The organism is Pseudenhygromyxa sp. WMMC2535 (genome assembly GCF_011083025.2).
This window is the reverse complement of sequence record NZ_JABJWV010000001.1, coordinates 4,902,698-4,916,015: the sequence shown is the minus strand read 5'-3', so window position 1 is coordinate 4,916,015 and position 13,318 is coordinate 4,902,698. Positions and strand designations below refer to the sequence as shown.

Here is a 13,318-nt window from a genome sequence, read left to right as displayed (position 1 = left end):
CAGAGGGCCCTCGGGCGCTCGCGCGACCGCTTCAACGCGAGCTCAGCACTCGCACTCGTCCTCGCCGTCTTGCTCGCGCACGCTCAGGGTCAGCTTGTAGTTATAGTTGACCACCGCGGGCCCATAGACCCGCACCAGCAGATCATTGTCATAGGCCGCCCCAGTCTTGTCGACATTGACCCGACCATTCTCCGCGGTCTGCGCGACGAGCAGCTGCATGCTCTCTGCGTCATAGACCTCGACGGAGACCGTGTTCTCCACCGCCACCGGCAGCTCGGGCTGCTCGCACCAGACACCACACCAGCTCGAGCCCTCGACGATGATGTCCACATAGAACGCGCGGTCCTCTGGGTCGGACTCGAAGTCGGTGGAGGAGACGTCGAGGAAATACCAGTCTTCCTCCTCACACAGCGACGCCTCGAGGCTCGCGTAGAGCTCGAACCCGTTCCAGTCGTTCCACTCGACCGCAAACGCCTCCTCTGCCACGTCGTTGTCCTCGAAGGCGTCAGCGGGCAGGCAGTCCAGGTTTCCGCCCGTGTCCGTGTCCGTCTCCGTCGTGTCGGTCTCGGCCGTCTCGCTCTCCGTCGTGTCCCCATCCGTCGTGTCCCCATCCGTCGTGTCCGTCGACTCCGTGCTCTCCGTGTCCGTCGACTCCGTGCCCGTCGACTCCGTGCCCGTCGACTCCGTGCTCTCCGACTCCGTCGACTCCGTGCTCTCCGACTCCGTCGAGGTGTCCGTCGTCGACTCGGACTCGCTGCCGGTCGAGGTCGTCTCTTCCTCGGACTCACTGCCAGATCCGCCCGTCGCGTCGTCGTCTCCACCGGGGATACATGCGCTCATCAGCAGCAACGAGAGCGGCAAGATTGTGGAGAGACGCCAGTGGGCCAAAAGAGTCGCCTGGGGAGCCATCTTCACTTGGTAGCAAATATGCTCTTCCCACGCCACAGTTGGCACAATCGACGCCTCTCCCCGCGACTCACCGAGGCACCAGGCGCCGTCCCGCGAGCCGGTTTGGTTGACCGCGAACACGCGCCACCACCACCCCCTCGCTGGCGCGCCTTCACTCCCCGGGGATCGCCGCCCCCGCCACGCCGACGTCCACGCGCAGCAAGGCCGCGGGCATGATGTCGGCCGACTGCTGGAGCGGAGGCGTCAGCGCGGACCCGAACAGGTTCCCGTCCGTCGACACGTAGAGCACGGTCTGGTCGTCGGGTCCGCGTCCAAAGGCGGCCGCGGCTGGACCCCAGACCTCGTCGAGCTTGTCGTGAACGAGGCGCACGCTGCCGTCGGGGCGGATCAGCACGACGCCGTTGAAGGGGTGCGTGGTCGCCCACAGGTTGCCCTCGACGTCGATTGCGAAGTCGTCCACGGCCACGCCAGAGGCGACGAGCTCGGCCTCGCCAGCGGTGCCGTCGTCGAGGATCGGGACGCGGACGATGGACAGCTGCGAGGAGTTCGAGGTGTAGACGTAGCCGTCGAAGATCTCGACGCCGTTGGGGCCAGGGAAGCCGCCGGCCTTTTGGTCGAGCAGCGAGCCCTCGGCCCAGACCTCCGCGAAGGCGCCCTCGAACTCGAGCCGAAACAGCCGGCCGGTGCTGTCGGCGGCGTAGAGGTTGCCGCTGGTGTCCACGGCGATCCCGTTGGGCCGGCTGTCCTGGGGGAGCTCGGCCAAGGTCGTGGCCTGGCCGCCCTCGACCAAGATCAGCTCGCGCGGGCCCTCGGGATCTTCGGGGACCACCAAGGTCCCGTAGATGTCGCCGAGCTCGTCGATGACCAGGTTGCTCAGCGCGCCCTCCACGAAGGGGGTGGCAAAGAAGAGCTCGCCCTCGAACACGGTGAACACCCCCGTGCCCGTGGGCCCGCGGTTGGTCAGCCACAAGCTGCCCTGGTCGTCCGTGGCCACGGACTCGAGGAAGTCCCCGGCCGCGAAGGTCTCGACGACCTCGAGGGGCGCAGGGCCGGCGTCGAGGGTCAGCTGGCCCGAGAGCTCGAGCTCGCAGTCGAGGATCGCCGAGCTCATGGCGTAGCTGGCCGTCAGCACGGCCTCGTCGTCGAGGTCTTCGCCGCGCAGCTCGAGGCTCAGCGCGGTCATGGTCACGCTCGCCGCCTCGCCCTCGAACTCGACCGCGCACTCGAGCGCGAGCTCGCCGGAGGCGAAGCCCAGGGCGCCGTCCCAGGTCATCGGGACCTCGCAGCCCTCGGCGAACGCGAGGCTGTACTCGCCCCCGCCGAGCGCCTCGACCACGAAGGCGTCGGTGGTCAGCGGCTGAGCGTAGGCCTCGCCGCTACAGCTGCCGAGGATCAACCCGGCCCCCGGCTGCCAGTCCCCGGCGATCATCGGGGAGTCGACGCTGGTGTCGGTCTCGCTCGTCTCCTCGCCGCTCGACTCGCCCTCGCCCTCGCCCTCGCCCTCGCCCTCGCCCGTCGTGTCCGTGTCGGTCGAGCTCGAGTCGCCCTCGGAGCCCGTATCGGAGCCGGTCTCGGTCCCTTCACCGCCGCCTGGATCGTCGTCTCCAGGACAGCCGGTGAGGGCGACACAGGCGAGCGCGAGCGCGGGCAGCCGCGCGAGATCCATGGATTTGAGCGTTCGAATCGCCATGACGTCGGCGGAGCCTAACAGCCGCGGACCAGCGCAGCCACGGGCTGTAAGCTGTCCTCGCCATGGTCCTGGATCCGCTGCCCCAGTCTTTTTGCGCCCGCGAGGTCGAGGCCCTCGCCCGAACGCTGCTCGGCTGTCGACTCCAGCGCGGCGAGGTCGTCTTGCGGATCACCGAGGTCGAGGCCTACGCCGGCCCCGAGGACACGGCCAGCCACGCCCGCGCCGGCGAGACGCCGCGCACCGCCGTGATGTGGGGCCCCGCCGGCCGGGTCTACGTCTACCTGTGCTACGGCATCCACAACATGCTCAACATCAGCGCTGGCGAAGCCGGGCGCGCCAGCGCGGTGCTGATCCGCGCCTGCGAGCCCCTCGCCGGCCTCGAGCAGGTTCGCGCGCGCCGGGGCGGCAAGACCGGGCCGACCCTCCTCGACGGCCCAGGCAAGGTCGGCGCCGCCCTCGAGCTCGACACGAGCTGGTCTGGGCACCCGCTCTACGAGCCCGGCGAGCTGGTCCTCGCGGGGCCCGAGCCCGACTGGCAAAACCCTGGCCTGCTCGTCGGCGCGCGGGTCGGCATCGACTTCGCCGCGCCCGAAGACCGCGATCGCCCGTGGCGCTTCGCTCTCGCCGACAACCCCTGGGTCGGCCACCGCAAGCTGCTGCGCGCCCAGAAGTGAGCGCGCCCCTCGGCCCCGACCGAGATCGGATCCGAGGGGCGCCCGCTCACCGCGGCGCGCTCACGCTCAGCTCTCTTCGCTGGCGACGGCCTCGATATCGACGAGCAGGTCCCCCGCCGCCAGGGCGTCGCCGACGTCCACGGCCATGCGCGTGACCTTGCCGGCGATCGGAGCCGCGACCACGGTCTCCATCTTCATGGCCGAGAGCACCACCAGCGCGTCGCCCGGGGCCACGCGCTCGCCGACCTTGGCGCGGACCTCGATGACCACGCCGGGCATCGGCGCGCCCACGGAGCCCTCGACCTCGGGGCGCGCCCGCTCGCGGCTGACGGCCTCCTGGCTGACGGAGGCGTCGGCGACGAGGATCGAGCGCGGCTGACCGTTGAGCTCGAAGAAGACCTCGCGCAGGCCGTCCTCGCGCACGTCGCCGATCGCCGTGAGCTTGACGATCAGCAGCTTGCCGCGCTCGATCTCGAAGCTGATCTCCTCGCCGAGCTTCATGGCCCCGATGAAGTTGCGCGTCGGCAGCAGCGAGACGTCGCTGAAGTCGTTGCGGAACTTCATGTACTCGGTGAACACCTGGGGATAGAGCGCGGCCGAGAGCACGTCGACCTCGCGGATGTGCGGACCCCACTTGCCCTCGAGCTCGCGGCGCAGGGCGTCGAAGTCCAGGGGCGGCAAGCTGGCCCCCGGGCGGCCCTCGATGGTCGGCAGGTCGCGGACCACCTTGGTGCGCAGGGGCTCCGGGAAGCCGCCGTGGGGCACGCCCAGGTAGCCCTGGAAGTACTCGACCACCGAGCGCGGGAGCGAGAGGGTCTCGGCCCGCTCGCGCACGGCCTCCTCGTCGAGGTCGTTTTGGACCATGAACTGCGCGAGGTCACCGACCACCTTGGAGCTCGGCGTGACCTTGATGATGTCGCCGAGCAGGCGGTTGGCGGCGGCGTAGGTCCGCTTGATCGCCTCCCAGCGCCCCGTGAGCCCGAGCGCGCGGGCCTGGAACTGCAAGTTTGTGTACTGGCCGCCGGGCATCTCGTGCATGTAGACGTCGGCGCTGCCGCTGCGCAGGCCCGACTCGAACGGCCCGTAGAGCCGGCGGACCTGCTCCCAGTAGGCGTTGAGGGGCTGGATGTCCTCGAGCTCGAGGCCGGTGTCGCGCGGGGTATCACGCAGCGCCGCGACGATCGCCCCCATCGCCGGCTGCGAGGTCAGGCCGGCCATGGCGTCGACGGCCACGTCGACCACGTCGGCCCCGGACTCGGCGCAGGCGAGCATCGAGGCCACGCCGGTGCCCGCCGTGTCGTGGGTGTGCACGTGGATCGGCAGGTAGGGGAAGGACTCGCGCAGCGCCGAGATCAGCAGGCGCGCGGCCCCGGGCTTGAGCAGCCCGGCCATGTCCTTGATCGAGAGCACGTGCACGCCCCGCTCGTGCAGGGCCCCGGCGAGGTCGACGTAGTACTGCAAGGAGTACTTGGTCCGCCGCGCGTCGCTGACGTCGCCCGTGTAGCAGATCGCGGCCTCGATCACCCCGCCGGCCTCACCCACGGCGTCGATGCCCAATTGCAGGTTCTCGAGGTAGTTGAGGCAGTCGAAGATCCGGAACACGTCGACGCCGCGCTGCTTGGCGAGCTTGACGAAGCGACGCACGACGTTGTCGGGGTAGTTGGTGTAGCCGACGGCGTTGGCCCCACGCAGCAGCATCTGGAAGGGCACGTTGGGGACCAGCGCGCGCAGGCGCTCGAGCCGATCCCAGGGGCACTCCCGCAAGAAGCGCAGCGCGACGTCGAAGGTCGCCCCGCCCCACATCTCGAGGGCGTAGCAGTTGTAGAGCACGTGCGAGGTCGCCGGGGCGATGGTCGCGAGTTCGCGGGTGCGCACGCGGGTGGCCAGCAGCGACTGGTGAGCGTCGCGCCAGGTCGTGTCCATGAGCAGCAGGCCCTGGTGGCCGCGCACCGCCTGGGCGAAGGCGGCCGGGCCCTCCTCGAGCAGCACCCGCCGCCAGCCCTCGGGCGGCCGCGCCCCCGGGGCGGGGATCAGCGAGTCGGGCAGCAGCGGCTCGGGGCCGGGGGCGAGCTCGTTGCTCGGCGCGACCGTGGGCCCGTTGACGGCGACCTCGCCCAGGAAGCGCAGCGCTCGCTGGGCGCGGTTTCGCCGGCGAGGGAAGCGGAACAGCTCCGGGGTCTGATCGATGAAGTCGGTGCGCGCGTCCCCGGACAAGAAGGTGGGGTGGCGCAGGACGTTTTGCAGGAAGGGGATGTTGGTCTTGACCCCGCGCACGCGAAACTCCGCCAGCGCGCGGTGGAGCTTGGCCGCGGCCCCGCCGAAGTCGAGGGCCGAAGCCGTGACCTTGACGAGCAGCGAGTCGTAGTGAGGCGAGACTCGGGCGCCGGCGTAGCCCGAGCCGCCGTCGAGGCGCACGCCCATGCCCGAGGCCGAGCGGAAGGCCTCGATCCGCCCGGTGTCGGGCTGGAAGTTGGCGAGCGGGTCCTCGGTGGTCACGCGGCACTGGATCGCAAAGCCGCGGGTCTGGATGCCCTCCTGGCTCAGCCCGAGCTCGGCCATGGTCGCCCCGCCGGCGATGCGGATCTGCGCCTGGACGAGGTCGACCATGGTCACCTGCTCGGTGACCGTGTGCTCGACCTGGATGCGCGGGTTGACCTCGATGAAGTAGTGGCGCCCCTCGCTGTCGACCAAGAACTCCACGGTCCCGGCGTTGCGGTAGCCGGTGTGCCGGGCCAGGGTCACGGCGTCGCGGGTCAGAGCCTCGCGGGTCTCGGGGTCCAGGCCCACCGCGGGGGCGACCTCGACGACCTTCTGGTGGCGGCGCTGAACCGAGCAGTCGCGCTCGAACAGGTGGATGACCTCGCCCTTGGCGTCGGCGAGGATCTGGACCTCGATGTGGCGCGGGTGCTCGATGTAGCGCTCGAGGAAGACGGTCCCGTCGCCGAAGGCCGAGGTCGCCTCGGAGCGCGCGCGCTCGAAGGCCTCGGCGAGCTCGCCGGCCTCTCGGACCACCCGCATGCCCCGGCCGCCGCCGCCCATGGCCGCCTTGATGATCACCGGCAGGCCGTGCTCGGCCACGAAGGCCTGCGCCGCGGCGACGTCGGCCACCGGGCCGTCGCTCCCGGGCACGACCGGGACCTTGGCGGCGATCGCCAGGTCGCGGGCCCGGGTCTTGTCGCCGAGCACGTCGATGACATCGGGCGAGGGCCCGACGAAGCGGATGCCCGCGGCCTCGCAGGCCCGGGCGAAGTCGGCCCGCTCGGACAAGAAGCCGTAGCCCGGGTGGATCGCGTCGACATGGTTTTGCTTGGCGACGTCGATGATCCCCTCGATGTCGAGGTAGGCGGCGACGGGCGACTTGCCCTCACCGACGAGATAGGCCTCGTCGGCCTTGTAGCGGTGGAGGTGAACGCGATCTTCACGGCTGAAGATCGCCACGGTGCGGATCCCGAGCTCGGTCGCCGCTCGGAACACGCGGATGGCGATCTCGCCGCGGTTGGCACACAGGAGCTTTCGAATTGGCCGATGGGGCACGGCCGGAGTGTACCTGCGTGATAGCGTGAGGGGCCAATGAACAGCCCTGCTTTCGAGACCGCCTTCAAGCTGGGCGGCGTCGCGCTCTATCTCGGCGCGCTTTTGGTCATCGGCGCGCTGGCCTCGCGGCGCATGCAGGACATGCGGGACTACTTCGCCGGCGGCAAGCAGCTGGGCTTCTTCGCCGTCGCTTTTTCTGCCCGCGCGACCGGTGAATCAGCCTGGCTGCTCCTCGGGCTCACGGGCATGGGCGCCTTCGTGGGGGTCAAGGCGTTTTGGGTCGTGCTCGGCGAGGTCCTCGGCGTGGCCATCGCCTGGCTGGTCCTCGCGCGTCGCTTCAAGCGGCTGACGGATCGCTACGACTCGCTGACGATCCCCGACTACCTCGAGTCGCGCTTTCACGACGGCCCGGGCGAGGATGGTTCAGGCGAGCGGGGCGGCGGCCAGCGCCTGCGCCGCGTCGCCGCCGGCACCTTGGCCGTGTTCGTCACGATCTACGTCAGCGCCCAGATCCACGCGACCGGTGCGGCCTTCGCGGGCTTCCTGGGCTGGAACTACTACGTCGGCGCCCTCGTCGGCTTCGCCGTCGTCTTGGTCTACATCGTCAGCGGCGGCTTCGTGGCCGTGGTCTGGTCCGACGTCTTCCAGGGCCTGCTGATGTTCTTTGGCCTCGTCGGCCTCCCGCTCTACGCCCTGAGCCTCGCCGGCCGCCTCGGACCGATGACCACCGAGCTCGCGGCCATCGACCCTGCCCTGCTCAGCCCCTCGGGGGAGGCCGATGGCTGGAGCCTGGGCGCGGTGTTCAGCGTGATCGGCCTCGTCACCATCGGCGTCGGCTTTTTGGGCTCCCCGCAGATCTTCGTGCGCTTCTTGGCCCTGCGCAGCGAAGACGAGCTCAAAAAGGGCGCCTTCGTGGCGATCACCTGGACCTTGCTCGCCGACGCCGGGGCCGTGCTCACCGGCCTCGTCGGCCGCCACCTGCTCACGGATCCCGGCCAGAGCGTCGAGGCCATCCTCGGCCACGCCGGCGAGGACGTGCTCCCTCAGCTCGTCGAAGCCGTGCTCCCCCTGGCCCTCGTCGGCCTGTTCATCGCCATCGTGCTCTCGGCGATCATGTCCACGGTCGACTCCCTGCTCGTGCTCGCCGCCAGCGCCGTGGTCCGCGACGTCCATCAAAAAGTCCGCAACCCCCTGCTGCGCGACGAAGACCTCGTGCCCCTGAGCCGGCGCGTGACCGTGGTCCTCGCCCTCCTCGCCCTGGCGATCGCCTTTTGCGTGGCCTGGGTGAGCGACGGCCAGTCGGTGTTTTGGTACGTGATCTTCGGCTGGTCGGGGATCGCCGCGACCTTCTGCCCGGTGATCGTGCTGTCGATCTTCTGGAAGGGCATGACCCGGCGCGGGGCCCTGGCCGCGATGCTCTCCGGCTTCCTCGCCGTCCCCCTGTTCACCTTCGTCGTCCCAGAGCTCGGGGCGATCGGTCAGACCATCGCCACGCTCAGCGAGCTCCCGCCCTCGGTGCTCTGCTCGACCCTCGTCGGCGTGATCGTCAGCGCCCTCGACCCCCGCGGACGCGAGGCCCTCGCCGCGGTCGAGGCGGAGCTCGACGAGGCCGCTCGTTGAGCCCACCGCTCGCGCCGAAGCGCGGCCGAGTCAGCCCGGATCGGCCGCGCAGCTCACCTCGCCCAGCGCCTCTCGGTAGGCACAATTCCAGCGCACGAGCGCCTCGGCGACGGCCGCCGCCCGCGTCGAGTCCCCGTCCTCCACGGCCCTGCGATAGGTCGCCCAGCTGTCCAGATAGGCCGCCGCGTCGAAGCCCGCCTCGCCCAGGGCCGCGCGCATGCCGGGGAGCAGCGCCCGCGCATAGATCAGCCCCTCCCACGCGCTGGCGATCCCCGCGGGGTCGCCGAGCGTGCCGCGGTCCACCGCCTCGTCACAGCCCGCGCGGGCGAGCACCGCAAAGGTCTGCGCCAGGCCGCGCTCGATCCTCGCGACCTCGACCTGCGCCGGATCCCCGTAGAGCATGCGCTGCATCTCGGCCAGGGTCCGGCCGCTGCGCTTCGTCCCCGACATCGGGGCCGAGAGCAGATCGAGGAGCATCGCCGCCTCCAGCGGCCCCGCGGGCTGCTCGGCCCCCAGCGCCGCGAGCTCCAGGACCCGCCGCAGGACCACCGCCTCGCCAGCCGCGTCGATGATCCGCCGCGCGGGCCTGGTCTTCGCGGGGTCCTGGCCGTCGTCGTGGATCCCCGCGCGCCCAGATGCAAAGGCATCGGTGACGAGGGCCGACCAGCCCTCCCAGCCCGCGCCCTCGTCCACCGCGTCCTCGTCCGCCGCGTCGAGGTGCTCGGCGAGCGGCGCGACCGCCCCCGACCACAGGCACCACGCCTCGTCCCACTGCCCGCCGAGGCGCGCGCCGAGCCCATCGCCGCGCTCCTGAGACTCGCTCACCTCCGCCAGCAGGCGGCGATGGTCGAGGAACGCGACCTCGCGCAGCTGCGTGATCACGTCGACGAGGGCCCGCGCCGCGACCCCGTCGTCTTCGTTCGTGCGCAGCTGCTCGAGCGCCTGGCCGATCAGCACCACGTCGCGACCGTCGCCGCGCGTCGGGACCCGACCCAGGCGCAGATCCGCCGCGGCCACCCACTCGCGCAGCGACTCGCCGTGGCGATCGGCCTTGGTCCACAGCGCAAAGACGGCCTCCCCCGAGACCCGGGTCCCCCTGGCCTCGGACTTGCGGCGCAGCCCCTCGAGCTCGGCGAGGCGCGCCATGGCCGAGCGGCAGGCCTGGCTCGACGCGTCTCCGAGCTCGCCCGAGATCGGCGGGCCCTCGGGCGAGGCCATCGCCTCCACCACCTGCTCTCGCGCGCCCGACTGCTCGACCTCGTCCGGCTGCTCGACCGCGTCGCGCGGCTCGGCCTCACCCGGCCGCTCGGTCTGCACCGCGTCATCATCACCGCGCGCCGCGGCACTCGCCGGCTTGGCGCCGCCCTCGGCGTCCCCGAGCTCCCGCCCGCCGCAAGCGATCGACGAGCCCAACCAAAACGAGATCAGCAGCGAGGCCCCGCGCATCGCTGCCAGCTTAGCCCAGCTCGGCCCAGCTCGGCCCCGAGGCCGCGCGAGCGGCCCAACTCCCCGGCTTTACCCCCACGCAGCGCCGTGATGAGATCGCCCCATGTCCACGCGCTCCCTGCCCAACGTCCTCGTCCTCGCCAGCTTCGCCCTCGCCCTCGCCGCCTGCGACGACAAGACCCCGTCGCCGCCCGCCAAGATCGACGAGGGCAAGAGCGTGCTCCAAGGTGGAGAGGCCCGCACCGCCCCGGGGCGCCAGCTCGAGGGCGCCAAGCAAGAGATCGAGGGCGCCGAAGCCAAGATGCAGCGGCGCAACGACAAGATCTTCGAGAAGGCCAACCAGGCCGAGGATCGAGTCGAGCGCGGCGTGCCTTGACGTGATAGATTGGCCCGCGGCAGGCCAAGCCTGGGCTTCCTTCTAACCCTCTGAATTCAGCTCGGGCGATTTCCTGCCGCTTCTCTGCGCTCTCCCGGCATGCAGACCCAGCGGATCTCCAAGTTGCTGCTGACGCGGCGCGGGCTGGTCTTCTTGCCCGAGCCCGACCCTCGGTCGTCGCCAGGGAGCGCCAACGCCATCGGCGCTGTCCTGCTCGAGCTCGCCAAGCTCGGCTACGCCGGCTCCACCAAGCTCCGCCTCGCCCTCGAGCGCCTGTCCACGGCCCAGCTCGGCGAGCTGCGCGACTGGACCACGCAGGCGCTGCACGAGGCCCTCGGCAGCAACCAGATCCACACCCCGCTGTTTCGGCGCTTCCCCCAGGACGTGCCCGAAGACACCCAAGCGCTGTGGTTTCGCCGCGTGCTCAGCCACTTTTTTCAGGCCCCGGACCAGCCCTGCCTGCACTGCGGCGCCCAGGGCAGCACCCACGTGCTTCGGCCCTGCGAGCACGTCGTCTGTGATCGCTGCTACGACGGCGCCAACTACTCGGCCTGCCCGATCTGCAACCACAAGGTCGACCGCAGCTCCCCCTTCTTCCAGCCCGACGAAGCCCGCGAGGCGCCCACAGAGCGCGTCCGCTTCAAACGCCTCGACCTCGGCGAGGACCTCGACGCAGCCGCCCGCGCGCTCTTCGAAGCGCTCTGCGCCCGCCCCCAGGCCCTCAACCCCGACGACGAGATAGCCCTCACGACCCTCGTCGAAGAATACGGCGAGCGCATCTTCGACTGGCTCCCCGCCGAGATCCCCCTGCGCGAGAACGTCGCGCAGATCTTTGGCGGCGCCCTGCTGCGCCTGCCCGCCGAGCGCGTCCTGACCGTCGCCCGTCCTCACCTGCGCACGGCCACCGACCTACTGCGGCTGATCGCCGCGGCCTCGGGGGCCGACCCCGCGCTCCAGGGCGCCACGATCTGCGACAAGGTCGAGACCCGCTACGCCGACACCTCCTGGTGGCAGCAGCTCACGCCCCAGCAGCGCGAGGCCGCCAAAGCCCACGGCGAGCGAAGCTTCATCACCACCACCAACTTCCGCGTCGTCAAGCGCTTCCCCATGGCCAAGCTCGGCCGCGCCACTCGCCGCGCGCTGCTCGGCCACCTCGAGCGCTTCGACGGCGACACGCTGATCGAAGACATGCTCCGCCACCGCTCCTACTGGGTGTGGGTCGGCGAATTTCTCCACCCCGGCGAGTACGCCAAGCGCTTCCCCAAGGTCGCCCGGGCCTTTCGCGTCGTCCGCAAGCGCAGCCCCGACGGCACCCCGGCCGCGCCCTTTCACGGCTTCTACAGCCAAGTCGAGCGCGCCACCGCGGCCGCCGACAGCCACGCCATGGTCGAGCTCCTGCGCCAGCGCCCCGGCGAGTACGCCCGGCGCCTCGACCTCCTGCTGCGGATCGCCGGCGACGACCCCAAAGCCCGCGCCGAGGTCCTCACCAACTTCACCGCGGCCATCCGCGCCTACTCCACGCCACTGCTCCTGACCCTCTACGCCTTGCTCCCCACCCGCGCCCAGCCGGCCGCGCGGCGGATGTTCTGGCCCAAGGGGAAGCTCGCCCTCGGCGTGACCGCCCCCGACGAGCGCCAGCCTCTGCATCAGGCGAGCATCGTCGCCGCCCACGAACCAGTCACGAGCGAGCTCCTGCGCCGCTTCGCCGAGCGTCCCCGCTTCGCCCTCGGCGTGGTCGACGACGCCCTCGCCGAGATCATCGCCCCCTTCAACGAGCGCACCGCCTCACCAGCCGCGATCAACCTCCCCCGCGGCTCCCGAGTCGCCGTCCCTCCGGGCAAGCTGATCCGCCTGTTCTTGCACTGGTGCGAGCCCCAGCGCGGGCGGACCACCGACATCGACCTCTCCGTCGCCTTCTACGACGCCAGCTGGACCTACGTCGGCGTCTGCTCCTACTACCAGCTGAGCTTCGATCACCAGCGACGCAACATCGCGCGCAGCTCCGGCGACTTCACCTCGGCCCCCTACCCCGAGGGCGCCAGCGAATTCGTCGACCTCGACCGCGAAGCCGCACGCGCGGCCGGGATCCGTTACGCCGTCATGGTCGTCAACGCCTACGCGGGCGAGCCCTTCTCCCAGCTCGAGCGCGGCTTCGCCGGCCTGATGCTCCGCGACGACCCCGGCGGCCACCACTTCGATCCACGCAGCGTCGCCCTGCGCTTCAATCTCCAGGGCGAAAACGGCATCTACATGCCCCTGTGCGTCGACCTCGAGCGCGACGAGCTGCACTGGCTCGACGTCTACGCCCGTGGCCAGCTGGCCATGAACAACGTGGACAGCTCGAACAAGAAGATCACCACGATCTGCCCGGAGACCATCGAGTACTTCGCCAGCGGCGTCCGCCTCGACATGCGCCGCCTCGCGTTGCTCCACGCAGCAGCGCGCTGCGACTGCGTCGTCTTGCGTGGACCGGGTGGGCTGCGGGTCTACAGGCGCCAGGCCGACGAGTCCGCCCAGGCCTTCCTCGCCCGGCTCCAGGCGGACACGGCCCAGCCCACGCCAGAGGCCGGGCACGCTCTCACCGAGGCGCCGGCTCTGGCCTTGCTTCACCGTGGTGACCTCGAGTTGGCGGAGGGCAGCAGCGTCTACGCGCTATTTAGTGAGCAGCTCAGCCCGACCCTCGCAGCTGCTGATCTGCTCTGAGCGGGCCTTCGTGGGCTTTTGAGCGAGTCCCGAAGTGAGACCGGCCAGGTCAGTGACATCACTCACAGCCGCTCGAGTGATCAGATCAGCTCGAGTTCCATCTTCTCTACTGAGGCCTGTCACTCGGGCCTCGCCAACACACCAACAACCCGGACACACCCGACGCACTCGAGGGCTCGCCAGCTGCCCTCGAGTGCGTCTTTTATTCATATACTAAAATCAACATATCCCAATTACACCCAACCGAGCGTGCGTGCTTGAAAGCAGCAAACCAGTCATATTTTCTTGCACACGCAACCTCACCATTTTCATCATATTTTCTAGTGGAGCACGCATCCGTTCACTGCTACGTTGTTCTCCACTTCG

General features: G+C 70.3%; 8 protein-coding genes. 4 read left to right on the top strand and 4 right to left on the bottom strand.

Going from position 1 to position 13,318, the window contains the following annotated elements; genetic code table 11:
* Window positions 1-42: 42 nt before the first annotated feature.
* Together G6O69_RS19215 and G6O69_RS19210 are read right to left on the bottom strand one after the other, a co-directional pair.
* On the bottom strand, window positions 43-840 hold the full coding sequence (locus G6O69_RS19215) for a hypothetical protein (protein WP_172304971.1): 798 nt from the start codon (window positions 838-840) through the stop codon (window positions 43-45).
* 220 nt (window positions 841-1,060) lie between these two features.
* The gene (locus tag G6O69_RS19210; RefSeq protein WP_172304970.1) at window positions 1,061-2,599 is read right to left on the bottom strand and encodes an SMP-30/gluconolactonase/LRE family protein; all 1,539 of its coding nucleotides are present in this window, start codon (window positions 2,597-2,599) and stop codon (window positions 1,061-1,063) included.
* A gap of 62 nt (window positions 2,600-2,661) precedes the next feature.
* On the opposite strand from G6O69_RS19210, the gene G6O69_RS19205 reads away from it, so the two are divergent.
* Window positions 2,662-3,273 carry a DNA-3-methyladenine glycosylase gene (locus tag G6O69_RS19205; RefSeq protein ID WP_172304968.1) on the top strand — a complete coding sequence of 204 codons (612 nt, stop codon included), beginning with the start codon at window positions 2,662-2,664 and terminating at the stop codon, window positions 3,271-3,273.
* Window positions 3,274-3,339: 66 nt separating this feature from the next.
* On the opposite strand, the gene pyc is transcribed toward G6O69_RS19205, so the two are convergent.
* Entirely contained in the window at window positions 3,340-6,807 is a 3,468-nt protein-coding gene (gene pyc, locus G6O69_RS19200; RefSeq protein WP_172304967.1) for a pyruvate carboxylase, read from the bottom strand.
* Between the two features lie 36 nt (window positions 6,808-6,843).
* Between pyc and G6O69_RS19195 the strand changes: the two genes are divergently transcribed.
* Window positions 6,844-8,427: a sodium/proline symporter gene (locus tag G6O69_RS19195; protein ID WP_217909868.1), complete on the top strand. Its 1,584-nt coding sequence runs from the start codon at window positions 6,844-6,846 to the stop codon at window positions 8,425-8,427.
* Window positions 8,428-8,457: 30 nt separating this feature from the next.
* Here G6O69_RS19195 and G6O69_RS19190 read toward each other — a convergent pair whose 3' ends face one another.
* Complete coding sequence (locus G6O69_RS19190; protein ID WP_172304966.1) at window positions 8,458-9,873, bottom strand: hypothetical protein; 1,416 nt, start codon at window positions 9,871-9,873, stop codon at window positions 8,458-8,460.
* Between the two features lie 103 nt (window positions 9,874-9,976).
* Here G6O69_RS19190 and G6O69_RS19185 point away from each other — a divergent pair, with 103 nt between their 5' ends.
* The gene (locus G6O69_RS19185; protein WP_172304964.1) at window positions 9,977-10,249 is read left to right on the top strand and encodes a hypothetical protein; all 273 of its coding nucleotides are present in this window, start codon (window positions 9,977-9,979) and stop codon (window positions 10,247-10,249) included.
* Between the two features lie 99 nt (window positions 10,250-10,348).
* Window positions 10,349-12,952, top strand: a complete 2,604-nt coding sequence (locus tag G6O69_RS19180; protein ID WP_172304962.1) for an MXAN_6230/SCO0854 family RING domain-containing protein — start codon at window positions 10,349-10,351, stop codon at window positions 12,950-12,952.
* Window positions 12,953-13,318: the final 366 nt, after the last annotated feature.